This window comes from Streptomyces sp. GL_148 (assembly GCF_057834205.1).
On record NZ_JBYQMC010000002.1, the window covers coordinates 51013 to 74456 of the forward strand.

21 protein-coding genes and 4 pseudogenes are annotated in these 23444 nt (G+C 66.6%); 15 read left to right on the forward strand and 10 right to left on the reverse strand.

What is annotated here, in order from left to right:
• The first annotated feature begins 8 nt into the window (after positions 1-8).
• From AC3IYI_RS39590 to AC3IYI_RS39610, 5 genes are all read left to right on the forward strand, one after another.
• Positions 9-200, forward strand: coding sequence for a hypothetical protein (locus AC3IYI_RS39590; RefSeq protein ID WP_489411957.1), 192 nt, complete (start codon positions 9-11; stop codon positions 198-200).
• 135 nt (positions 201-335) lie between these two features.
• Entirely contained in the window at positions 336-689 is a 354-nt protein-coding gene (locus AC3IYI_RS39595; RefSeq protein ID WP_489412249.1) for a TadE family protein, read from the forward strand.
• Positions 686-1165, forward strand: a complete 480-nt coding sequence (locus AC3IYI_RS39600) for a TadE/TadG family type IV pilus assembly protein (RefSeq protein WP_489411958.1) — start codon at positions 686-688, stop codon at positions 1163-1165. Before AC3IYI_RS39595 ends, AC3IYI_RS39600 begins: the two co-directional genes overlap by 4 nt.
• Before the next feature lie 3 nt (positions 1166-1168).
• Positions 1169-1630 (forward strand): pilus assembly protein TadG-related protein, encoded by a 462-nt coding sequence (locus AC3IYI_RS39605; protein WP_489411959.1) that lies wholly within the window; start codon positions 1169-1171, stop codon positions 1628-1630.
• A 179-nt stretch (positions 1631-1809) separates the two neighbouring features.
• Complete coding sequence (locus tag AC3IYI_RS39610) at positions 1810-4911, forward strand: AfsR/SARP family transcriptional regulator (RefSeq protein WP_489411960.1); 3102 nt, start codon at positions 1810-1812, stop codon at positions 4909-4911.
• A 74-nt stretch (positions 4912-4985) separates the two neighbouring features.
• On the opposite strand, the gene AC3IYI_RS39615 is transcribed toward AC3IYI_RS39610, so the two are convergent.
• Positions 4986-5420 carry a hypothetical protein gene (locus AC3IYI_RS39615; protein WP_489411961.1) on the reverse strand — a complete coding sequence of 145 codons (435 nt, stop codon included), beginning with the start codon at positions 5418-5420 and terminating at the stop codon, positions 4986-4988.
• A gap of 364 nt (positions 5421-5784) precedes the next feature.
• Here AC3IYI_RS39615 and AC3IYI_RS39620 point away from each other — a divergent pair, with 364 nt between their 5' ends.
• From AC3IYI_RS39620 to AC3IYI_RS39635, 4 genes and pseudogenes are all read left to right on the forward strand, one after another.
• Positions 5785-6432 carry a hypothetical protein gene (locus AC3IYI_RS39620; protein WP_489411962.1) on the forward strand — a complete coding sequence of 216 codons (648 nt, stop codon included), beginning with the start codon at positions 5785-5787 and terminating at the stop codon, positions 6430-6432.
• Between the two features lie 4 nt (positions 6433-6436).
• Positions 6437-6730: a transposase gene (locus tag AC3IYI_RS39625; protein WP_489411963.1), complete on the forward strand. Its 294-nt coding sequence runs from the start codon at positions 6437-6439 to the stop codon at positions 6728-6730.
• A complete protein-coding gene (locus AC3IYI_RS39630) occupies positions 6727-7440 on the forward strand; it encodes an IS3 family transposase (RefSeq protein ID WP_489411964.1) in 714 nt (237 codons plus the stop codon). The genes AC3IYI_RS39625 and AC3IYI_RS39630 overlap by 4 nt, the downstream gene beginning before the upstream one ends.
• Before the next feature lie 4 nt (positions 7441-7444).
• Positions 7445-8019, forward strand: a pseudogene (locus AC3IYI_RS39635) (transposase); the annotation flags it as partial.
• On the opposite strand, the pseudogene AC3IYI_RS39640 reads toward AC3IYI_RS39635, so the two are convergent.
• Positions 8020-8759: pseudogene (locus AC3IYI_RS39640) on the reverse strand (IS5 family transposase); the annotation flags it as partial.
• Positions 8760-9127: 368 nt separating this feature from the next.
• Between AC3IYI_RS39640 and AC3IYI_RS39645 the strand changes: the two are divergent.
• The 3 genes from AC3IYI_RS39645 (at position 9128) to AC3IYI_RS39655 (ending at position 13244) form a co-directional block, all read left to right on the forward strand.
• Complete coding sequence (locus tag AC3IYI_RS39645; protein ID WP_489411965.1) at positions 9128-10390, forward strand: IS110 family RNA-guided transposase; 1263 nt, start codon at positions 9128-9130, stop codon at positions 10388-10390.
• 179 nt (positions 10391-10569) lie between these two features.
• A complete protein-coding gene (locus tag AC3IYI_RS39650) occupies positions 10570-11841 on the forward strand; it encodes an ISL3 family transposase (RefSeq protein ID WP_489411966.1) in 1272 nt (423 codons plus the stop codon).
• 131 nt (positions 11842-11972) lie between these two features.
• Complete coding sequence (locus tag AC3IYI_RS39655; RefSeq protein WP_489411967.1) at positions 11973-13244, forward strand: IS256 family transposase; 1272 nt, start codon at positions 11973-11975, stop codon at positions 13242-13244.
• A 40-nt stretch (positions 13245-13284) separates the two neighbouring features.
• Here AC3IYI_RS39655 and AC3IYI_RS39660 read toward each other — a convergent pair whose 3' ends face one another.
• Positions 13285-14184 carry an ETX/MTX2 family pore-forming toxin gene (locus AC3IYI_RS39660; protein WP_489412250.1) on the reverse strand — a complete coding sequence of 300 codons (900 nt, stop codon included), beginning with the start codon at positions 14182-14184 and terminating at the stop codon, positions 13285-13287.
• 191 nt (positions 14185-14375) lie between these two features.
• Between AC3IYI_RS39660 and AC3IYI_RS39665 the strand changes: the two are divergent.
• Positions 14376-14666, forward strand: a pseudogene (locus AC3IYI_RS39665) (transposase domain-containing protein); the annotation flags it as partial.
• Between the two features lie 246 nt (positions 14667-14912).
• Here AC3IYI_RS39665 and AC3IYI_RS39670 read toward each other — a convergent pair.
• The 5 genes and pseudogenes from AC3IYI_RS39670 to AC3IYI_RS39690 all read right to left on the reverse strand — a co-directional run.
• Positions 14913-15797, reverse strand: a pseudogene (locus AC3IYI_RS39670) (IS701 family transposase); the annotation flags it as partial.
• A gap of 66 nt (positions 15798-15863) precedes the next feature.
• Positions 15864-16697: a transposase gene (locus AC3IYI_RS39675; protein WP_489411968.1), complete on the reverse strand. Its 834-nt coding sequence runs from the start codon at positions 16695-16697 to the stop codon at positions 15864-15866.
• Positions 16698-16729: 32 nt separating this feature from the next.
• Positions 16730-17901 (reverse strand): IS3 family transposase gene (locus AC3IYI_RS39680; RefSeq protein ID WP_489408176.1). Its coding sequence is split into 2 segments (ribosomal slippage): positions 16730-17649 and positions 17649-17901, totalling 1173 coding nucleotides; the frame shifts between segments, so codons are not numbered across the junction.
• A 188-nt stretch (positions 17902-18089) separates the two neighbouring features.
• Entirely contained in the window at positions 18090-18332 is a 243-nt protein-coding gene (locus AC3IYI_RS39685) for a hypothetical protein (RefSeq protein ID WP_489411969.1), read from the reverse strand.
• 126 nt (positions 18333-18458) lie between these two features.
• Entirely contained in the window at positions 18459-18821 is a 363-nt protein-coding gene (locus AC3IYI_RS39690; RefSeq protein ID WP_489411970.1) for a cupin domain-containing protein, read from the reverse strand.
• 209 nt (positions 18822-19030) lie between these two features.
• Here AC3IYI_RS39690 and AC3IYI_RS39695 point away from each other — a divergent pair.
• Positions 19031-20103, forward strand: a protein-coding gene (locus AC3IYI_RS39695; protein WP_489406316.1) for an IS630 family transposase whose coding sequence is annotated in 2 segments (ribosomal slippage) — positions 19031-19541 and positions 19541-20103 — 1074 coding nt in all. Because the reading frame shifts where the segments join, the coding sequence is not laid out codon by codon here.
• Between the two features lie 302 nt (positions 20104-20405).
• Positions 20406-21214, forward strand: a protein-coding gene (locus tag AC3IYI_RS39700) for an IS5 family transposase (RefSeq protein ID WP_489411971.1) whose coding sequence is annotated in 2 segments (ribosomal slippage) — positions 20406-20754 and positions 20754-21214 — 810 coding nt in all. Because the reading frame shifts where the segments join, the coding sequence is not laid out codon by codon here.
• A 168-nt stretch (positions 21215-21382) separates the two neighbouring features.
• Here AC3IYI_RS39700 and AC3IYI_RS39705 read toward each other — a convergent pair.
• Positions 21383-21874, reverse strand: coding sequence for a hypothetical protein (locus AC3IYI_RS39705; protein WP_489411972.1), 492 nt, complete (start codon positions 21872-21874; stop codon positions 21383-21385).
• Between the two features lie 382 nt (positions 21875-22256).
• A complete protein-coding gene (locus AC3IYI_RS39710; protein WP_489412251.1) occupies positions 22257-23162 on the reverse strand; it encodes a transposase in 906 nt (301 codons plus the stop codon).
• Between the last annotated feature and the right edge of the window lie 282 nt (positions 23163-23444).

Consider the following 23444-nt stretch of genomic DNA (forward strand, 5'->3'; position numbering starts at 1 on the left):
AGTACGTCATGACCAAGCACGTCATCCGCCTGTCCCAGTGGCTGAAGTCGCGTATCGAGGAGGCTGAGGCCGACGACCGCGGCGACATCTCGATCACCACGATCATCATCTGGGTCGCTGCCGTCGCCGGCGCCCTCGCCATCGCAGGCACCATCGCGATCGTCCTCACCCGATACAACACCGCCCTCTCCGGCATCTGACCCGACGGCGCACGACCTCACACGACAAGGGGAGGCGGGAAAAGCGTGCAACCGCACGACGACGCCGGACCGGTCCCGAACGGGCCCAACTGTCCGGGCACAGGTGGGCACTGGGAGGACCGGGGGGAGTCATCGATCCAGATGGCGATCGTGTTTCCCTTCGTCATCCTGGTCACCATCGCCGTGGTCCAGGCCTCCATGTGGATGTACGCCCGCAACATTGCGCTCACCGCCGCCCGTGAAGGCGTCGCCGCTGCCCGCACCTACCAGGCCCCCGAGGGCGCGGGCGCGGCCCGGGCCCGGGAAACCCTGGGACGGATCGCCGGCAGCAGCCTGGCCCAGAGCACGGTGAGCACATCCGGGAGCAGCGCCGGCGAGGTACGGGTGACGGTCACCGGGCTCGCCCCGTCGCTGATCCCCGGACTGGCCGGGCTGAGCGTGTCGCAGTCGGCCGGAGCGCCCCGCGAGCGGTGGGTGCAGGCACCATGACCACCCACGACTCCGTGGAGCATCGGGGAAGCCGGGCCGGTTGGCCTGGGCGCCTGCGGGAGGACCGGGGCAGTGAGGCGATCGCCGCCGCGATCGTCACGCCGCTGATGCTGATGCTGCTGTGTACGGCGATCGCGGGCGGGCGCATCGTCACCTCCGGCGCCAAGATCGATGCCGCGGCCGAGGACGCTGCCCGCGCCGCTTCTATTTCCCGTACCGCCTCCGGTGCCCAGACGGAAGCGGCCGCAGCAGCTGCCCGGTCCCTGAACGACCAGGGCATCCGCTGCGCCTCCACCAGCGTCACCGTCAATACAGCCGGGCTCGCCGTCCCACTCGGCCAGGTCGGCACCGTCACCGTGACGATCTCGTGCACGGTGCCGCTGGCTGATCTTCTCCTCCCCGGGGTTCCCGGGTCCCGGACGCTGACCAGCCAGTTCACGTCCGTTGTTGACGCATTCCGATCCCGGGAGGGATGAGCCGTGCCCGAACTCACCTCCCCACCGGCGCCGCATCCGGCGTCGCCATCCCCGGGTAGTGATGCGGGTGGGATCGCGATCTACACCGCGATCGTCACCATCGCGCTGCTGGCCATCATCGGCCTGGCCATCGACGGAGGCGGCAAACTCCGCGCCACCGAACGCGCGGACTCCGTCGCGATGGAAGCCGCCCGCGCCGCCGGACAGGCCATCGACCCCGCCTCCGCCGTCAACGGCACGGGCATCCGAGTCGACCCCGAGGCCGCGGCGGCCGCCGCCCAGGCCTACCTCGCCCGGGCCGGCAGCCAGGGATCAACGACCTTGTCCGCGGACCGCACGCAGCTCACCGTGACCGTCCGCGCCTCGTACACGACGAAGTTCCTGCCGATCGTCGGGATCGGCTCGATGGAAGTCACCGGGCACGGAAGCGCCCGCCTGCTCCACGGCGTCACCCAGCCCGAATAGCTGACCCGCTCAAGAAGGGCCCCGTACCCATGCCCAAGCCCACCACAAAGCCTTCCGGCCCCCGCCGGACAAGCGGAGCACATACAGCAGCCGCCCTGCTGCGCGGCCTGCTCAGCCTGGCCGTCCTGCTCGCGCTGCTCGGCGGACTGCCCGTATTGCTGTGGTGGGCCACCGCACAAGTGGGCCCGCCCGGAATCGCCGCCCTGTCCAGCCTGCTGTCGACCGACGACTCCGGGCAGGTTTTCCTCCTCGCTCTCGCCGTCGCCGGCTGGGCAGGATGGGTGCTGTTCGCGTGCGCGGTCCTGCTGGAAATCCCCGCCCAGCTCCGCGGCCGCGCGGCCCCGCAGATCCGTGGCCTCGTCGGGCAGCGGGCCGCCGCCGCCCTCGTCGGCGCCGTCCTCCTCGCTCTGCCCGCCGGACCCGCCCTCGCCACACCGGCCTCCGCAGCACCCTCCGCCGCGCGGGAGGTGAGCGTGAGCGCGGCCGCCGTGCCCGGCACCCTGACCGGGAGCAGCGCCGGCGTCGCGGCGGCCGGTGAGGCCGGGACCGGCGCGGTGACGCACACAGTGCGCGACGTCCGCCCGGCTGAGAGCCTTTGGTCGATCGCCGAGCAGACCCTGGGCGACGGCGAACGCTGGACCGACATCGCCGTCCTCAACGAGGGCCACACCATGACCGACGGACTCGTGTTCCACGCCGATCGGCCCATCCAGCCCGGCTGGACCCTCACTCTCCCCGCTGACGCCGCCTCCGTGCCCTCCAGAGGGGGCCAGGCCCAGGACAGTCAGACTCCCGCAGCCGTGGCCGGGCAGAGCGAGTACCGCGTGGAGAAAGGTGACAGCCTCGCACGGATCGCGGGCGAGCAGCTCGGTAGCCCCGATCGATATCACGAGATCTTCGACCTCAACCAGGGCGAACCGGTCCCCAACGGCGGCTCCTTCACCAACCCCGACCTCATCTACCCCGGACAACAGCTCACCCTCCCCCCGCGCGACGCCACTCCAGCCGAACCCACCCCGGCCGCGCCCGCCGCCACGCCGCCGACCGTGGACGGTACGCAGGCCTCCCCCGCTCCGGCGCCAGCACCGTCCCAGCCTTCAGCACAGACTCCTCCTGCGACCGCGCCGACATCGACCGCCCCGCTCCCGCGGCAGGCCGCACCCACACCCGCGGCAAGCCCGTCCGATGCACCAGCGACGGCCGCCCCACAGACCGCCGCCACCGGCAGCAGCAGCATCAGCATCAACTGGACGATGACCGCCGGGATCGGCACACTCCTCGCCGCCTCCCTCGCAGGAGCCCTCGGAGTACGCCGGATCCTGCAGCAGCGCCGACGCCGTGCGGGACAGACCATCGCCCAGGACTTCGACCCCACCAACCTAGAACAACTCCTCGGGGCCACCGGCACTCTGGCGGACGCCGAACTCCTCGACCGCATCCTGCGCACCCTGGCCCACCAGGCCGGCGCGGACGGCCGCACCCTGCCCGCACTGCGCGGCGCGCACCTCGCAACAGAAGGCATCACCCTGCTGCTCGACGAGCCCGCCGAGCCCATCACCCCGTTCACCGCAGGCCCAGACGCCCTCACCTGGATCCTGGACAATCAGGCGGTCCTGCCGCCCGCCACGGACCTCCAGGATGTCGAGGCCCCTTACCCGGGGCTGGTCACCCTCGGCGCCACCGACGACGGCCTGCTGCTGGCCGACCTCATGACCTGCCGCGTCCTGCTCCTGGACGGCACTCCAGACGAAGTCCTGGAGGTCGCCCGCGCCCTGGCTCTGGAGCTGGGGACCTGCAAGTGGACCGACTACAGCGAGATCCTGACCGCCGGGCTCGGCACCCGCCTGGCCGGCCTGCTGCCGCAGGGCCGGGTCCGGACAATGCCCCACCTCCCGGCTGTCGCCGCCGACCTCGGTGAACTCCTCCTCGAAGCCCACCAGAGCGGCGAACAGATCCTGCCGTGGCTACTGATCGGTGCCGGAGAGCACGGCGAGGAACACGTCACCCAGCTCGCCGAAGCCCTCGCCGCCGCCCGCACCCTGCAGACCGCCGTGGTCCTGCCCGCCACCCCCGCCGCCCGGCGCGTCTTCCCCCACGCCGAAATCCTCGACACCACCCGCGAGCAGGAGAGCCGCCTCGAACCGCTCGGCCTGCCGGTGAGCCTGCAGCGCGTCACCGACGAGCAGTACCACCAGTACGTGCACGCCCTCAAGGTGTCTACCCAGGACCCCGTAGCAGCGACCGGGGCATGGGAGTTCGCCGAGAACCACGAGCAGCCGGCTGCCAGCGGGCAGCCGCTGACCGTGCGCGTCACCAGCGCGGACGCCCAGGACCCCGGCAACCCGTTCCCCGCACTCCTCGCCGGCCTCGGGCCCGTACCGGCTTCACAGCCCACGACGGATCAGCAGGCTGCCGGCACCCCCCAAGACCCGGCCGGACAGCTCACCAAACCGGCCGCCCTCCCCCACCAGCCGACCGACCAGGAACCCGAACCGCCCACAGAGTCCACGGCACCAGAGCCCGGCGAGCCCAGGGGCGTACGGATCGATGTGCTCGGCCCGCTGCGCATCACGGGTGGCACCGGCTCCTCCCACGCCCACACCCCCCGCACCACCGCCGTCGCAGCCCTCATCCACCTCCGCCCCGGACGCAGCACCGAGTACCTGTGCAAGGCGATGGACCCGGTCAACCCGTGGAAGGCGCGCACCCTGCACTCGCGGCTCGCGGAACTCCGCAGCGAAGTGGGCGCCACCAAGGACGGACTCCCGCTCCTGCCGCGGCCGAAGGCCGGCAGCGGGTACGGATTCCACCGCTCCGTCACCTCTGACTGGGACCTGTTCCGCAAGCTGGCATCCCGCGGGCTCGCCGCCGGACCGAAGATCGGCATCGCCGACCTCGAAAGCGCGATGGGGCTGGTGAGGGGCAAGCCGTTCGACGGACGGAGCCTGCCCTGGGCCGAACCCGTGATTCAGGAGACGCTGTCGAGGATCACCGACACCGCGCACACCCTCGCCCTCTGGCACACAGACGGCCCCGACCCCGACCTCGACGCCGCCCGCCGCATCGTCCAGCAGGCCCTGGACATCGAGGAGTCCTCCGAACTCCTCTACCGCGACCTCCTCCACATCGAGCGGGCCGCCGGCAACACCACCGCCCTACACCGGACGATCGCCCGGCTCCAGCAGATGGCCCGAACCTACGACATCACCCTCGACACCCTCACCGAGGACACCATCAACCTCGTACTGTCCGGCCACCCCGCCCCCGTCACCACCAGCTGACCATCCCCCTGAACAGCTGCGGGCCCGCCAGCAGGCCCCACACACGTACGTTCACCGCCAGTCCCACGGCCCGATCAAGCGTGGGCCGTGACCGAGTGGCGGGCGGCGGCCAGGAGTTCCGCACGGGCCTGCTGCTCCCCCACTGGCGGCCGGGCCTTCCACTCCTGAAGAATCTCCAGAACCGCCGCGCATACCGCCAGCACTGCGCCGACCAGATCCTCATCCACCTCCGTGAGCTGCGGGCCCGTCACCACGACCGGGCCGTACAGCCCGTACGGGATGTCCATCCCACGCCACACCGATGCCAGCGCCCACGCTGCAAGGTTCATGGGCAGGTTCTCGGCCTGCCCGTTCCCGTGGACATGAAGGTGGGCCCTGCGGTGGTAGACCGCCGTATCCGCCGAGCCGCCCACGGCAGTGCGTACTGCTTCTCTCTGCTCGGCCTCATCCTCCGGCCAGGGAACTGTGACCATCATGCCGTCGGCATCGATCCTCAGCGCTGTCCCCATAGATCGCCTCCACATTGCTGAGCTTGGCCCAGGTCGTGACCTCTCATCAGGTCTCGGACTCTAGCCGCACCGCTGCACTCCACGGGGCCCGCTTCTGACTGCAGTCGCTCGCCTGATCGACCCAGGCCCTGGTCGCGCGGGGCCACGAGCCTTGGAGCGGTGATCTGCTCGTCAGGGAAAGCGAGGTGCGACCCCCACCCCAGTGGCCGCCCAGCCCTCTGCGGCCCGGTCTACCGCTTGGTGGGGGTGGGGCAGCCGCGGCGGCATGAGCTACATCACATCCGGTGATCCAGGATTTATTGCCGGAGGGGGCCTTCGCCGTCACCAGTAGGTAGAGACGATGATTCATCGACAAGGAGCACCCATGCACGTCACCTCTTCTCCGGAGCCTGCATCGGCGGAGGCTGAGGAGAGCAGCCAGCGCCTGGAGTTCCCGGAGCTGCCCTCCAGCGGGCCGCCTCCAGCCGGCCCCCATGACGTATCCCTCGGTATGGAGGGGGGACACCAGGAGGAGTGGATTGAGGTCAGCGTGGCTGTGGGAGCTGCCCACAGCACGCTTTCGCCCTCCACAGCTGGATTGAGGGAGTCCATCGCCGCGGTGGGGGCCGAGCAAGAGGCGGTCGTCAAGGCCTCGATCGCGAAGCTCACGTCCGCCGTCGACGTGCGCATGACAGACCAGACCCGGCACATGCACGACATCTTCAACGCCACAGCCGCAGCGAAGCAGGCGGTCCCGGTGCTGCCGAACGCTCTCATCCAATACCTTGCATCCGTCCAGCAGGACGCCGCCAGGATGGCGCTGCCCCTCATGCCGGCGATGACCGCGCTCAACGCGATGGTGTCTGACACGAATAGGTTCCTGACCTCTCCAGCCATGCTCGCCGCCACCCAGACGGCCGCCGACCTCAGGTCCATCCACCAGTCCCACAAGAAGGCGATGGCCGATTCTGAGGTGCCCCGAAGTTCGCGGACTCCCGCCATGCAAGAGATACTTACCTTGACCAAAGGATAGGTAAGTGGCAAAGCGCACGACCCCGTACTCGGCAGAACTCAAAGAGCGAGTAGTGCGGGAAGTACTCGACAAATCACGCCCCCACGCGGATGTCGCCAAGGAGTTCGGTGTCACCGAGAGCTCGTTGAGTCGTTGGGTCGCCCAGTACCGGAAGCGGCACCTCGCAGGCGAACCGATGGCAGATTCCATCGCCGCGGACGAGCGTGTCCGCGAGTTGGAGAAGAAATTGCAGGAGGTCACCACCGAACGGGACTTCCTAAAAAAAGCGGCAGCCTTCTTTGCCCGCGACCATCGGTGACCGAGAAGTATGAGTTCATCGACGGCGAGAAGGACAATTTCCCGATCACGGGCATGTGCACCTGGCTTGACGTTTCCACCTCTGGTTTCTACTCCTGGAAAATGCGACCGGCTTCGCCCACTTTTGAGCGGCGTGAAAAACTGAAGCTCATCATTCGTCATGTCTTCGACGAATCCGATGGCACCTACGGATACCGCCGAGTTCACGCCGCCCTCGGCCGCAAGGGCGTCGAGGCAGGGCCCGAGCTGGTGCGTCTCCTGATGCGGGACCTGTACCTGGTCCCCTGCCAGCCAAGGCCCTGGCGGATCACGACCGTGTCAGACAATGATCAGCCGGCACTCCGGGACTTCCTCGGACGCGACTTCACGGCCGCCGCTCCCGGACAGAAACTGGTGGGAGACATCACATACATCCACACCTGGGACGGCTTCCTCTACCTGGCGACGGTGATTGACTGCCACACCAAGGCCGTTGTCGGCTGGTCCATGGCGAACCACATGAAGACATCCCTCATCTCGGACGCCGTCGACATGGCAGCGGGCAATATCAAGCTCGCTGATGGATGCATATTTCACTCTGACAGAGGAAGCCAGGGTGGATTCAACTGGTCGTCGCAACACCTCGTGATCATGGAGGTGTGTAATGGGTCTGCCGAGGAAGCAAGGGTCGCAGCCGCCAGCAGGTCTGCGTCGGCAGTGGGCTGCGGATAGGGCGATGCGGCCGCCGATGCGCTCACCGGGCCGGCCTGAGCCATCGCGCGCTGTGCAACGAGACTTCTGGCGCCTGATCGCCTCGGGGATCACTTCTGTCCAGGCTGCCGAGGAGGTCGGGGTGTCGGCACGGTCGGGATCCGATGGTTCCGACACGCTGGCGGGATGGCGCCGCTGAGTCTGGACGAGCCCTCGGGCCGGTACCTGTCGTTCGCCGAGCGTGAGGAGATTGCAGTGCTCAAAGCTCAGGACAAGAGCGTGCGTGAGATCGCCCGCACGATCGGGCGAGCTCCGGGAACGATCTCTCGCGAACTGCGTCGCAACGCCGCGACCAGGAGCGGCAAGCCGGTCTACCGCGCTGTGGTAGCCCAGTGGAAGGCGCAGCAGGCCGCGAAGCGCCCAAAGACGGCGAAGCTCGTGGACAACGACCGTTTGCGTGAGTATGTGCAGGACCGGCTCGCCGGTGACATCCGTCGGCCCGACGGCACGATCGTTTCAGGTCCTGCGACGGCACCGTGGAAGGGACTGAACAAGCCCCGCCGCCAGGACAGGCGGTGGTCGACGGCATGGAGCCCGGAGCTCGACCACGTTGCGCTTCTTGTAAAGCAGCCTGTCGAAGGCACACGGTCTGCCTCCGGCACGGCCTCGACGGGATCGGTTGGCGCGCTGGTCACGGCGTTCCGGGATCGTGTGGCCGATGCCGCGTTTACGCAGGTAGGCGCGTATTTTGCGGGAGCTGTAGCCCTTGTCGCCCAGGACATGGTCAGGGCGGGTTCGAGGTCGGCCGGGCCCGGCCCGGCCGACCTTGATGGTGCGCATGACTTCCTCGAAGCGCGTGCAGTCGGCGGCGTTGCCGCCGGTGAGGACGAAGCCGAGCGGACGGCCGCGATCGTCGCAGGCGAGGTGGATCTTCGTGGTCAGTCCGCCTCGGGATCGACCGAGGGCGTGATCACACACTTCGTCCCCCCGCCCTGCCCCTTTTTGCGGGCACCGGCGGCATGCTGATGGGCCCGCGCGACCGTGGAGTCGACCGATACCAGCCAGTCGATGTCACCGGCCGCATCTCTCTCTGCCTGGACCGCGGCCAGCATCCGCGTGAACGTTCCGTCCAGCGCCCACCTGCGGAAACGTGTGTACAGAGTCTGCCAAGACCCATACCGTGCCGGCACATCACGCCACGCCGTACCCGTCCGAAGCTTCCACACGATCCCGTTCAGCACCCGCCGGTCATCCAGCCGCGGCCGCCCCGACGACGACCGCGGCAACAGCGCGGACAACGCTTCCCACTCCAGATCCGACAGCTCATGACGACCCACCATGCAACACATGATCCCCCATCAGAACCCTTTGAAGACAGTCCCTAGCCTGCAACCAGAATGACGATCCGTCACGAATGCACGCAGCTCCGATCAACGCCTACGAAAATCTTGCCAGGACCGCCTGAGTGGCTGCGCTGATCACCTCGGAGACGAGAAAATTGATGATGGGTGCCTCGGTCAGCCGATAGCTCTGCGATGTCAGTGAACTCGTTTGCCAGGATGGCGATGGGGGTCAGCCAGGGGACCACGGATTGTCGCCACGGCAGTGTCGTTCGCTGCCCGGAGCACGCGTGTCAGACTCCGATTCTCCCCTTGACCTCTCCGGGGTGCCCGCTCTGCTCGGTCGTGTGAGGCAGTCGGGAGGGGTCATGGCGCGGCAGGACATGAAGGACGAAGTCATCCATCTGCGTTCCGCGGGAGTGGACTTGGGCAAGCGGTTCCTGATGGCGTGCGTGCGTACGCCCAGCTCGGCGCGGACTGGGACGTGGAGCCTGGAGACCGAACGGTTCGGCACCACCCGGGCCGAGCTGCGCCGACTGCTGGCGTGGCTGGTCGAACGTCAGGTCGAGGTTGTTGTCATGGAGGCGACCTCCGACTACTGGCGGGGTGTGTACTACCTGCTGCAGCCGCACCTGAACCTGATGCTTGTCAACCCGGCCCATCTCAAGGGAATCCGGGGCCGCAAGACCGATCCGAACGACGCGGCATTCCTGGCCCGGGCCGGCGCGTCCGGGATGGTGATGGCCTCCTTCGTCCCCGAGCGAGCGGTCCGCGAGCTGCGTGACCTGACACGTCGGCGCACCGAGATCGTCCGCGCCGCGGGGTGGGAAGCACAGCGGCTGGAGAAGGAGCTCGAGGACACCGGCATGAAGCTCACCTCGGTCCTGACCGACGTGACCGGGGTCTCGGGGAGGGCCATCCTCGAGGCGCTGATCGCCGGCGAGCGTGATCCCGAACAGCTCGCGGCCCTCGCCGTTGGCAAGGCCCGCGCCAAGATCCCCGCCCTGATCGTGGCCGTGGACGGAGACTTCACCGGCCATCACGCCTTCATGATCAGGCACTACCTCGACGAGATCGACAGGCTCCGCTCCACCACGACCGCGTTCGACACACGCATCGCCACCCTGCTGATTGAGCGGGAAGAGGACCTGGACCTGCTTGACACCATCCCCGGGGTCGGCCGCCTCGCAGCCGAGGTGATCCTCGCGGAGACCGGCGGGGATATGGCCCAGTTCGCCACCTCCCAGCACCTCGCCTCCTGGATCGGCGTCTGCCCGGGGCAGAACGAATCGGCCGGGGTGAGCAAGTCAGGGCGGACCCGGCACGGCAACCACAACCTCAAGCGCCTGCTCGGCGTCGCCGCCATGGCCGCAATCCGCAACAAGGCGTCTTACCTGTCGGTGTTCTTCCGCCGCATCTCCGCCCGCCGAGGCGGCAAACGAGCCCTGGTCGCCGTCATGCACAAGATCGCAATCGCCATCTGGCACGTCCTGAGCGACCACGCCCCCTACCGCGAACTCGGCGCCGACCACTTCACCAAACGCGATCCCGCCCGCGCCATGCGCCGCATGACCAAGGAAGCCAACAGTCTCGGCCTGACCATCCGCTTTGACCCCATCACAGCTACCTGACCTGCCCAGGTGCATCCTATTTTCGTGTCAGAGCCTGATTCATGACCCTCCCCCCCGGATGATCAAAAAACGTGCTCTTCGCTCATATGTGTGGGTCGGTTCGTGTCCTGAGATGACGAGCGCCGCGCCCTGCGTAGGTTTCTGATTGTGATGATCAGGAACCTGCCGAAGGGTGCGGCGTGTCTGCGAACGTACTGGTGAGGGCGGCCGGGGTCGGGTGCACGGTGGTCGAGGAGGTGCGTGTTCACCCGGTCGAACCCGTGAAGATCGTCTCGGTGTGGCCGGACCGCAGGTGGGAGCGCCGGCCGGCCTGCGGGGTGTGCCGCCGGCGGGCGCCGCTGTATGACCGGGGCCGCCGCAGGCGCTGGCGCTCGGTGGACGAGGGGCTGCTGCGGGTCTACTTCGAGGCGGACCTGCCGCGGGTGGACTGCCCCGCGCACGGCGTGGTGATAGTGGCCGTCCGTGGGCCCGGCACGGCGCCGGACGTACGGTCCCCTTCGACGAGACGGTCGCCTGGTTCGCCCCCCGGCGCCTCGAAGAAGCTGATCTCGGTACTGCTGCGGATCAACTGGCACACCGTCGGTTCCGTCCTGGCCCGGGTGATGGCTGAGCGGGACGGTCAGGACGGCGGCCGCCTCGCCGACGTCAGGCGGATCGGCATCGACGAGGTCTCCTTCGCCAGGGGCCAGAAGTACCTGACCGTGGTCGTGGACCACGACACGGGGAAGCTGCTGTACGTCGTCGAGGGCCGTTCGAAGAAGACCGTCCGCGTCTTCTTCGACCTCCTCGGTGCCGAACGCTCCCGGGCGCTGACCCACGTTTCCGCGGACGGGGCCGAGTGGATCGCGGACGTGGTCGCCCAATGCACCCCGAACTCGGCCCTGTGCCTGGACCCGTTCCACGTCGTCAAGTGGGCAGGCGACGCCCTGGACGCGGTCCGCCGCCAGGTCTGGAACGACGCCCGCCGGGCGGGCATGAAGGCCCTGGCCGGCCAGCTCAAGGACTCCCGCTACGCGCTGTGGAAGAAACCGGAGGACCTCACCGACCGGCAGCGGGCCAAGCTGTCCCTGATCCAGGCTGCCAACAAGCCGCTCTACCTCGCCTACCTGCTCAAAGAGCAGCTGCGGCAGGTGTTCGGGCCCGGTGGCGCGGAACGCGTGCACCTGCTGGACGCCTGGCTCGCCTGGGCCTCCCGCAGCAAGCTGCACCCCTTCGTCCGGCTCGCCCGCACCCGCCGGCACGACATCGCCAACACGCTGACACACCGGCTCACCAACGCCCGCGTGGAATCGATGAACACCAAGATCTGCCTGCTCATCCGCCACGACTACGGCTTCCGCAGCGTCGAAGCCCTCCGCGCCATCATCCTCCTGTGCCTTGCCGGATACTCCCGACCCCTGCCCGGCCGAGTACAACCGAGCCCCGCCAGAACCCACAGAAGAGAGCGATGAGCCCAAAAACGGGCGTCACATGACTACGCCGAAGCTCTAGAGCGTGTCTGAAAGTTCGTGTAAGTCCGTGATGTGGAAGCCTGGCCCGGGGCTCGGCCTCGGGCCTGTGGGCCAGGCGGATCGGACGAGTCATGGCAGACAAAAACGGAGCGGCCGCGTCCGTGGCCGACGACAAGACGGTTGACGAGGTGGTCGAGCGGCTGCTCGACAAGGCTGACTCCTCGGGGGCGGCTCTGCTCGGTGAGGGCGGGCTGCTGACGGAGATCACCAAGGCCGTTCTGGAGCGGGCCCTGGAAGCCGAGATGAGCGAACACCTCGGCTACGAACGCGGAGATTTGGCAGGTCACGGGTCGGGGAACTCCCGCAACGGGACCTCGTCCAAGACGGTGCTGACGGACGCCGGCGCGGTCACTTTGGCGGTGCCGCGGGATCGCAACGGCGACTTCGAACCGAGGCTGGTACCGAAGAACGCCCGCCGCCTGGCGGGGTTCAACGACCGGATCCTCTCCCTCTACGCCCGCGGCATGAGCGTGCGCGACATCCGCTCCCACCTCGCCCAGATCTACGGGGTCGAGGTCAGCCCGGACCTGATCAGCAAGGTCACCGACGCCGTGATCGACGAGCTCGTGACCTGGCAGAACCGGCCCTTGGACGCGGTCTGGCCGATCATCTACATCGACGCGTTGTGGGTGAAGATCCGCTCTGGCTCGGTGACCTCGAAGCCGGTCTATCTGGCCGTCGGCGTCGACATGGACGGCCGCAAAGACGTCCTGGGCTTGTGGGTCGGCTCCGAGGGTGAAGGCGCCACCACCTGGATGGCGGTCCTCTCCGAGCTACGAAATCGGGGCATCGAGGACGTCTGCATCGTGGTCTGTGACGGGTTGAAGGGCCTGCCCGACGCGGTCACCGCGACCTGGCCCAAAGCCACCGTCCAGACCTGCGTGATCCACCTGACGAGAGCCTCGCTCAGGCTTTCGTCGTCGCGGGACCACCCCAAGCTGGTCCCGGCCCTGAAGGCCATCTACACAGCCCCGACCGAGACCGCGGCCGAGCAGGCCCTCGATGCTTTCGAGGCCTCTCAGCTGGGAGAACGCTATCCCGCGATCGTCCGGACCTGGCGGTCGGCCTGGCCGGAGTTCACGCCCTACCTGGCGTTCCCGCCGGCCATAAGGACCGTGGTCTACTCCACGAACATGGTCGAATCCATGAACGCCCGGCTCCGCAAGGCCACTCGAAATCGAGGCCATTTCCCCTCGGAGCAGGCCGCGTTAAAGGTCCTCTACCTCGCGGTCCGCGAGCAGATCAACCCGAAAGCGCGCGACGCGAACCACGTCGCCGCACACTGGAAAGAGGCACTGAACCAGTTCTCACTCTTCTTCGAGGACCGGCTCAGCATCCAATAACACCAGACGACTTACACAAGATCGCTGACACACCCAAGCTCTAGGCCCGGGGGGAGATGTTGTATTGATAGGAGGTGGGGGCCGGGGCCTTGGCGGTGGTGGGGGCGGTGCCGTCGGGGCTGAGTTTGACCTGTACGGACATGGTGGTGCCGTAGGTGGCGGTGTAGGTGGCGGCGCCGTCGAACTTAGCGCTCTGTGTGGCGGTGTCGACTGTGAGTCCGCTGGGCAGGGCGGGTGCGTTGACCTTCGTGCCCCCGGTCATGGTTCCGGGGCCGAGGATCTGGTAGGGCGTGAGGTTGAAGTGGTGGTTAGAGGGGCGTTGAATGTCGAAGCTCGCGGTGCCGCCGAGGTCGGTGTGCAGGTCGAGCTGCCCGGTGGCATTGACCTTCTGCAGAACGACGGTGATGGCGGCCTTGCTGTGTGCGGGGACCTTGATGTTCTGGGACGGTGCGGTGTACGTCTGAGTATTCGAGGTGGTCTGGGTGTCGGTCTTGTTGAAGGAGACGGTCGTGCTGAGCGAGGAGTTGATACCGACTCCGTACAGTGTGTAGCTAGCGCCGACGGTGGCGGTGGTGTTCAGTCCCCGGGACACGGCGGTGCTCAGGCTCTGGCTGATGGACTGGCTGAACGACTGAGTGGACAGGGTCTGCTCGACGTCGCTGCTGTTGTCCAGGGTTGTGGAGCCTATGTACCAGGTGTCCCCGTTAGAAACCACTGGGCTGCCCACAGGGACCGCTGCGGCGTTATTGAACGTGACGCCGCTGCTGTTGACGTTGTGGAGCTCATAATAGCCCGTGTAATTGGGCCAGTAGGGGGCCTGGACTGCGATGGCCTGGTTGAGATCTACGAGGCTGCCCTGGTCGGCGTGGGCGGTGGCGGGCCCTATAAATGGCACGGCGAGGGCCGCTGCGAGAACGGCAGGGGCGATCTTCAGGATCATGCGCGACACGAACGTCTCCTCAGCGTGGATGACGGGTTGCGGTTGTAGTACCAGGTGAGCTTGGGCGGGTCACAAGGCACGGTATGGGGTGATCAACGGGGGGAGTAGAGCCTTTCGTCCTTCGCCGGCGGTCTTTAGCTCAATACCAGTGACTTAAGGATCTTGGCTGGTAGGTGCTGTTCAGGAGGTGTATGGATGCCACGCCCTGGACAGGTCAAGCCGGAGCGGATGAGCGGTTGTCGGACCGGATCGCGATCGGACTGCTGACGCGTACCTTCCCGCCGGAGCTGGTGGACCGGGTCGTGGAGGAATCGGGGAAGGCCGGGCGGCGCAACCGGTTGCTGCCGCCGAGGGTGGTCGTCTACTTCGTGCTGGCGATGTGCTTGTTCTCCGGTCAGGGCTACGAAGAGGTCGCACGGCTGCTCACCCAGGGTCTGGCCTGGGCCGGGCACTGGTCGGGTTCGTGGCAGGTGCCTACGCCTGGTGCCGTCTCCAGGACCCGGGCAAGGCTCGGGCCCGAGCCGTTGAAGGCTCTCTTCGAGCAGCCTGCCGGGCCTGTGGCGACCGAGTCCACTGCGGGCGCATGGTATGGGCGTTGGCGCTTGATGGCGGTCGACGGGACCACGTTCGACGTGCCGGACAGTGAGGAGAACGACGCGCGGTTCGGCCGACCCGCCACCCACCGGGGCGAGCGGACCGCGTTCCCGCAGGTGCGGGTGGTGGCGCTGCGGGTGGCCGACGCTGCGCCGGGCCAGCACCCAGTGCCCGAATCCGTTCTCCCAGAACGGACGGATCGCGACTCGGGCCCAGTCGTAGATCCGCTCGCCGTGTGCACCCTGCCCGCCGGAGATCCGCTTCCACGCCTGCCTGGGCAGGGCGGCGATCAGCTGGTCCACCCGGGCGTCTCCGCCGGCCGCGGTGATTACGGTGTCGTTGACCTTGGTGGCCAGTACGTGCGCGACCCGGCGTTCCTCCAGCCATGCCCGCACGTGCTTGACCTGCCCGTATGCCTCGTCAGCGGTGACCCACGCGAACGGGACGCCCGCGTCGATGGCGCGTTGCAGCATCCACTTGAAGTGCTCGTTCTTGGTCGCGAAGGGGACCTTGTCGTCGATCCCGGCTGCGCGGCAGCGGTCGCGGTCGTTCGTCCAGGAGGCGGGATGTAAAGCTCGCGGTCGATCAACGCCCGCCCCTTGGCGGAGGCGTAGGCCAGGAATGTTCCGATCTGGGAGTTCTCCGTGCGACCCGCGGTACCCGTGTACTGCCGTTGGACTCCGGCGGACCTGGTGCCCTTCTTCAGGAAACCGGTGTCGCCGCCGACCAGGACAGCGTCCTTGGACCCGATGGTCTCCACGACGAAGTCGCGCACATCGTCGCGGACCGCGTTCTCGTCCCAGTCGGAGTGGTTGAGCAGGCGCTGGACGCCGTCCGGGCGCAACTGCCCGACCTGCTCGGACAGCGTCCACCCGTTCTTCTTCTCCAGCGGCGCGAGCAACCCGCTCAGGTCAGTCCAGCGCCCGCTCGCGGGGCTCCGACCTGCCGAAACGGTGGGCGAACCGAGCGTGGAACCCGGCTATCCCCTCGGACCACGACTTGACCTGCTCAACCGTCAGCGCATCAGCACACAGTCACATCAACGAGCCCGCGAGCCACCCGTCACGCCAGATGCGGTTGCAGTACTAGGCGGAGAGTGTGAGTTCGAGTCGCGCGAGGTGGCTGGTGTGTCGTCGGTCGAGTGGTCTGCCCTGCCACCAGGCATACAGTCGGAGGATGTTAAGGGCGACTGCGCTGTAGACGTGTTCGAGGTGGGTCTTGGCGAGTCCTCGGTAGCGGGCGCGTCGGTTATCGGTGACAGCGGCGGCCTGGCGGATGGTGCCCTCGATTCCGGAGCGCAGGGCGTAGTCGGCCTGCCAGTCCCGTCCGGTCTGCTCGGACCGGGCGGTCCGTAGGACCTCGGTCAGGGCATGGGGGTGCAAGGAGAGTTGCCGGTAGCCTTGTCGGCCGCTGGTGCACTGGTCACGCGCAGGGCAGAGGCTGCGGGTGGAACGGGCGAACTTGACCACGGTCATCGGGCGGCCGCGCTGGAGGCAAGGGCTCCAGGAGGAGCTGGCCTGGCCCATCGGGCAGGTGACCTGCTGGTATTTCCAGTCGATGGTGAAGGCGGAGGCATCGAAGCCTTCAGCGGCGCGGGCTTGGCGGGAGTGGTCGAGCAGGACCGGGGGGATCAGGGCGATTCCGTATTTCTTGCGCGCGCCGACGATCCCGTCCGCGCTGGCGTATCCGGAGTCGGGGTAGTGCTCTGCTGGTAGCAGCGCGCGCTGCTGAAGTTGCTGGTGGATGCCGTCCAGAGCGGCATCGTCCGGGACGGTGGAGGCCGTGGTCGCGACGTTCGTGATCACGTTGGGGGCGGTGCGGTCGTCTTCGGCGGCGCCCGTGCAACTCTCGCTGATGTGCAGCTTGAACCCGTTCCAGAACATGTCGCGCTTGGCCGACCAGCGCGTATTGAGGGGCACCGAAGAAAACGGACTGTGCTTGCGCGAGAAACTTACGCTGCGAGCTGTATCTTCTCGTATTCGCGGTGAACCTCTTGCGGGGTCTTGTACCCAAGTCCCGAGTGCAGGCGTCTACGGTTGTAGAAGACTTCTATGTACCGCACTATCGCCTTGCGTGCGTGTTCCCGGGACGGGAAGGTAGTGCGATACACGAGTTCGTTCTTCAGGGCTCCGAAAAAAGACTCGGCCATGGCGTTGTCCCAGCAGACTCCGGTCTTGCCGACCGAGGGCCGCATTTGCATCCTTTGAAGTTTCGTTCGGAACTCTTGTGAAGTGTACTGGCTTCCTCTGTCAGAGTGAAATATGCATCCATCAGCGAGCTTGATATTGCCCGCTGCCATGTCGACGGCGTCCGAGATGAGGGATGTCTTCATGTGGTTCGCCATGGACCAGCCGACAACGGCCTTGGTGTGGCAGTCAATCACCGTCGCCAGGTAGAGGAAGCCGTCCCAGGTGTGGATGTATGTGATGTCTCCCACCAGTTTCTGTCCGGGAGCGGCGGCCGTGAAGTCGCGTCCGAGGAAGTCCCGGAGTGCCGGCTGATCATTGTCTGACACGGTCGTGATCCGCCAGGGCCTTGGCTGGCAGGGGACCAGGTCCAGGTCCCGCATCAGGAGACGCACCAGCTCGGGCCCTGCCTCGACGCCCTTGCGGCCGAGGGCGGCGTGAACTCGGCGGTATCCGTAGGTGCCATCGGATTCGTCGAAGACATGACGAATGATGAGCTTCAGTTTTTCACGCCGCTCGAAAGTGGGCGAAGCCGGTCGCATTTTCCAGGAGTAGAAACCAGAGGTGGAAACGTCAAGCCAGGTGCACATGCCCGTGATCGGGAAATTGTCCTTCTCGCCGTCGATGAACTCATACTTCTCGGTCACCGATGGTCGCGGGCAAAGAAGGCTGCCGCTTTTTTTAGGAAGTCCCGTTCGGTGGTGACCTCCTGCAATTTCTTCTCCAACTCGCGGACACGCTCGTCCGCGGCGATGGAATCTGCCATCGGTTCGCCTGCGAGGTGCCGCTTCCGGTACTGGGCGACCCAACGACTCAACGAGCTCTCGGTGACACCGAACTCCTTGGCGACATCCGCGTGGGGGCGTGATTTGTCGAGTACTTCCCGCACTACTCGCTCTTTGAGTTCTGCCGAGTACGGGGTCGTGCGCTTTGCCACTTACCTATCCTTTGGTCAAGGTAAGTATCTCTTGCATGGCGGGAGTCCGCGAACTTCGGGGCACCTCAAACAGACTTCGGAATCGCCGAAGTTCCAACCAACGACGCGGATCCAAGACCATCGTCGACCACCCTCCGCCGCCTCTCACCGACCAAGCAGCAGAGTGCCGAGCAGCAGGTCTCACCGCATCAACAACTGTCCCTTTTCATCCGTACGCGGGTGGGGACGTAAACGTGTACGCCGACAAGCGACCAGCAGTTCGCCGAGTCCTTGACCATCAGCAGCCCCTGAACCATGTTCCGGCAGGTCAGCCGCGTCTCCCGGCGTGGGAAACAGCCCGCGACCCGGCCCATCAAGGCCTCGAAGGACTCGCCCCACAGGGCGTGTACTACCGTGGCCTGCGCGGCCACCGCCTCTTGATTCGTCTTCACAAACGATCACGATGCAGGTGGCCGCACCTCTGCCCGCAGGCACCCACCCGCCACGCTGACCAGCGACGACGTCCAATGCCTCACGAACTACAGCTGCCGTGACAGACGCTGGCCGCAAACTGCGAGCTAACGCTTGGCGTAGTCGGCGTAGCCCTGCCAGTCGATGACGATGCACTTCTTGTCGCCTAGGACCCAGGCGTCGTGGCCCGGCGGGCAGCTCATGAAGTCGCCGGCGCCGAACTCTGCCTCCTGACCGTCGTCCATGACGATCTTCAAACGGCCTGAGATCACGTAACCCGTGTGGGCAGCGAGGCAGCTGTCGGTCTTGGCGATGGGCTTGACGTGCTTCGACCACTGCCAGCCCGGCTCGAACGTCGCGCGGCCCACGGAGCCGCCTTCCGAGTTCACCAGCTCAAGTTTCCCCATGCCCCCCTCGAAGGGACGGGTCTCATCGGGCGAATCCAGGCTTTTTCGGACCATACCTGACATGGCTGCCTCCTTGACAGAGCAACGGTTCAGGGAGCCTTCGGCCCCCTGACGCCAACAAGTCCAACGCGGATACACCAGGCGCTGATCCTGCTCGCAGCGAGTCTCTGACGGAACCACCCGATTGGCTGCCCCTCGATGCGAAAACTACTGAGGTTTTCGGGTTGTCGTCGGGTGGTGACGGTTCATGATCCCTGCGGTACGCCGGTGGTATGCGCTATCCGGAGGGTGGGGGCCTGACTGCTGAGCGTCGGGCGTCTCGGGAGAGGATCCGGCTCCAGGCCGGGGAACGGTTCGCGGCGGGTGAGAAGACCGCGGTGATCGCGAAGGATCTGCGGGTGAGTGTGCGGTCGGTGGAACGCTGGCGCCGTGCCTGGCGCGATGGTGGCATGGAGGCCCTGCGCTCCGCGGGCCCGGCCAACTCCCCGACCGTCACCGAGGCCCAGTTCGCCGCGCTTGAGGAGGAACTCGGCAAGGGGCCGTCAGCGCACGGCTTCGACGATCAGCGGTGGACCCTGGCCCGGGTCCAGACGGTGATCCGCCGCCGTCTGCGGATGAGCCTGTCAGTGACGACGGTGTGGCGGCTGCTGAAACGGCACGGCTGGTCCTGGCAGGCACCCGCCCGCAGAGCACTCGAACGCGACGAGCACGCGGTGGAGCTGTGGAAGAAGGAGGTGTGGCCCCAGGTAAAAGGCTCGCGGCGGCGTGTGACGGCTGGATCGTCTTCGAGGACGAAGCCGGATTCTCGATGACGCCGCCCCGCGCCCGCACCTGGGGCCGGCGCGGACACACCCCCGTCATCCGCGTTCGTGGCAGGTCCCGCCGCCGGACCTCGGTCGCCGCCCTGTGCTGCTACAAACCCGGCGAGCCGAGCCGTCTCATCCACCGGCCCCGCACCCACCTCCTGCTCAAGGGCGCCCGCAAGAGCTTCTCCTGGCAGGACTACCGCGACCTGCTGGTGAGGGCACACATCCAGCTCGGCGGCCCAATCGTGGTCGTCTGGGACAACCTCAACACCCACCTGGCCGCCGGACTGAAGCGGTATGAGGCCGAGCACGACTGGCTCACTACCGTCCGGCTCCCGCCCTATGCACCCGACCTGAATCCCGTCGAGGCCATCTGGTCACTCGTGCGCAGAGCGATGGCCAACACCGCTTTCGACACACCCGACGACCTCGACCGCACACTCCGCCGCGAGTTACGCAGAATCCAGCTCCGGCCCCACCTGATCGACGGCTGCCTCACCGCCACAGACCTGACCATCGACCCACCGACCCCACCCTGAAAACCTCAGTAGTTACTACCCTGTTGTCATGTCGCATTCGGGTCCTTCTGCTGTGGAGATCACGCTGTCCGAGGCCGAGCGTGCCGAGTTGGTGCTCCGGACGGGGATGCCGGCCCGGCGCTCGGCAGAGAAGGCCCGCATCGTCCTGGCGTGTGCTGAGGGCATGTCAAACGCTGGGAAATCCGGACGGAGGTAACGGTGGCCGAGGCTGGAGTGTCGCCCGCAGTCGGAGCCGATGGTTCCGCGACGCTGGAGGCGTAAGAAGCCATCTCATTTGGTCCTCGCGGGGTAGGCTCTCGTTCATGGTGGGGATCGTTGAGCGGCTGGTGCCGGACGAGTTGTGGGTGCTGTTCCAGCGGGTGGTGCCGGAGGCGCCGTCGCGGCCCCAAGGCGGTGGACGGCGCCGGCACGGTGACCGTGAAGTACTGGCCGCGATCGTGTTCGTCGCGACGTCGGGTTGCACCTGGCAGCAGCTGCCCACGGCATCGTTCGGCCCTTCGGGGGCGACAGCCCACCGACGGTTCTCCGAGTGGAGCAAGGCCCGCGTGTGGGCTAAGCTCCACCGCCTGGTCCTCGACGAACTCGGCGCCCGCGGCGAGCTCGACTGGTCCCGCTGCGCGATCGACTCGGTGAACATGAGGGCCTTGAAAAGGGGGATCTGACAGGTCCGAATCCTGTCGATCGGGGCAAGTATGGCTCGAAGATCCACTTGATCACCGAGCGGACCGGTCTGCCCCTGTCCGTCGCAATCTCGGGCGCCAACCTGCACGACAGCCAGGCCCTCGAGCCCCTCGTCCGCGGCATAACGCCCATCCGCTCACGCCGCGGACGCCGACGACGCAAGCCCGGCAAGCTCCACGCGGACAAGGGCTACGACTACGCCCACCTGCGACGATGGTTACGCGGACGCGGCATCAAACACCGCATCGCCCGCAGAGGCATCGAGTCCTCACAACGGCTCGGCCGCCACCGATGGGTCATCGAAAGGACTATGTCCTGGCTCGCCGGCTGCCGACGACTCCACCGCCGCTACGAACGCAAGGCCGAGCACTTCCTCGCCTTCACCAGCCTTGCCTGCACCCTCATCTGCTACCGCCGACTGGCCAAATGAGATGACGTCTAAGACCAAACTCACCATCGGTATCGGGACGCTACCTGTCGTTCCCGATCGCCTGCCCGAGGCATCCGCCAGCCTGGAGGCTGCTGATCTACTAACTATCATCCTCCAAGGCCTGAAGCGTGAAGGTGACACATTTGGGTGATGCTCCGCATGTCATTTTTACTTTACATAATGAAAAGAATGGTCGCGGACTCCGACGAACCCATACAACTGCCCACCAGGAGTAATCAGCTGAAAAATGTAGTAGGGCTGCCCCTCAGTGGGGCCCAGAGGCCATCGAAGAGTGACCGCACCATATTCCCCGCGATAATTAACTGGAGCATTCTTTACAATCGAATCGGCTTCGTAGAGCGACATGATAATGTCGCCGTCTGTCATCCCTCTATCCTCAAGCCATGGCTGCGGAATGAAGTCCACCTCACCCCAATCTCCTGCCATGTTCTTGACGATGGCAGTACCCCCCTTTCCCGTATCCACCTCGTCGACGCGAAATACGAATCGCCAATCTACAAGCTGGTCAATTCCAGTTGCAGCTGATTCTCCTTGAGGCATCCCGTCTGCTTCGAGGAGGAGCGCACCTGGAAATCTCTCACTAACCGTCGAGGTCGCCGTTAGCATAAGTTCTTCAAACGGAATCATCTCTACCTCCACTAGAGTATCGCTAGGGCACTTTTGGGTACCTCTGCCACTACTAGTGGGCCGATGAGGCGAACGAGGAACTCGTGTCGCTCACCGCCAGCAAAATTCACGCCGACCGACAGCCGGATGCTGAACTGGCTAACAGGGCCGCGAGTTCGTGGCCGGGCATTGATAGCCACGGTCGGAGTAGGAGATCGCCGGCCCAGTTGGCCGACGTGTTCGGTCGGCTGCGCAGTGCGCCAACCACGAGCTCGGTTCGTAGGTGGGGCGGTCGCCCAGCCGATCGCGTGGCGTGAGGCGATATCGATCCCGGCGGTCAAGTCGTGCCAGCCTTCGGTGGCGACGATATGGGTGATGTCGAGGTCCGACAGGTCGACTCTGCTGCGCAATTCGCTCAGGCGGAGAGCCGGTAGCTGAGCCGTTCGAGCCTGCTGCTGGGGCGTGTGTGGTCGAGGGGGCCGGTGGTCCAGTGGGCGTCGAGCCGGATCACGTTGAGTGCGGTGGCGGAGAAGGCGTGCTGGAGGCGGACTTTCGGCAGGCCTCGGTAGCGGGCCCGGCGGATGCCGGTGATGTCGAGGGCCTGGGTGATGGTGCCCTCGGCGCCGGCCCGGAGGGTGTACTTGTTCTTCCAGGTGTCCGTCTTCTGCTCGGCGCGGGCCCGGGCGAGGTTCTCGTGGAGTTCCTCGGGCCGCAGGGTGAGCATGCGGCGCCCGATCTTCGAGGTGGTGCACTGCTGCCGGAAGGGGCAGTCGCGGCAGGTCAAGACGCTGAAGGTGATCACGATGGCGTCGGTGTCGTGCTGTTTGACGGGGCTCCAGTGGGAGCTGGTCTTGCCTGCGGGGCAGCGGACCTGGCGGGTCTTCCAGTTGTTGATGGCGAAGGCGTTCTTGCCGAAGCCGTCAGCGGCCTTGGCCTGCGCGGCATGGTCCAGGAGGACCGGGGTGACCATACGGATGCCCTGCTTCAGGGCCTTGGTGATCAGGTCCGCCGACGGGTAGCCGGAGTCGAGGTAGTGCTCGCCGGGCTTCACCCCGCGCTCGTCGAGCTTGCACTGGATCGGCGCGGTCGCCTTCACATCCGGCACGGTCGCGTCGGTGGTGTGCACGTCGGTGATCAGGTTCGGAGCCCGCCCTGCCCCTGCGTCGGCGCCGGCGCCGGCCCAGGGGAGAGTGGAGCAGGTTTCCGTGAGGTGGATCTTGTAGCCCATCCAGAACAGGTCGTCGCCCTTGGCCGCCCAGCGTGCGTCCGCGTCGTAGGGGGGAGGCCAGGCGGAGTTGACCGGGCGGGACGCCGTCGTCAGCGTCCCGCTTCTTGATCACCTGCTGTCCCCGGCTGTCGCTGCGGATGATGTAGGTCTGCACGAGGACCTGCCGGAGCAGGTACACGGCCTCGATCTGACGGATCCATGCCGGGGCGTCATCGGCCCAGACGGCCCGGCACAAGGCCAGCCCGTCCTGGCCGAAGACCTGGGCGAGTCGGTCGCGTTTCGTCTGTGAGGGCGGCATGCGCCAGCCATCGACGCGCGGCCCGTACCGCCCGGCGAACTCCGTCACGTCGATCTGACCGGCCAGCCAAGCCGGTG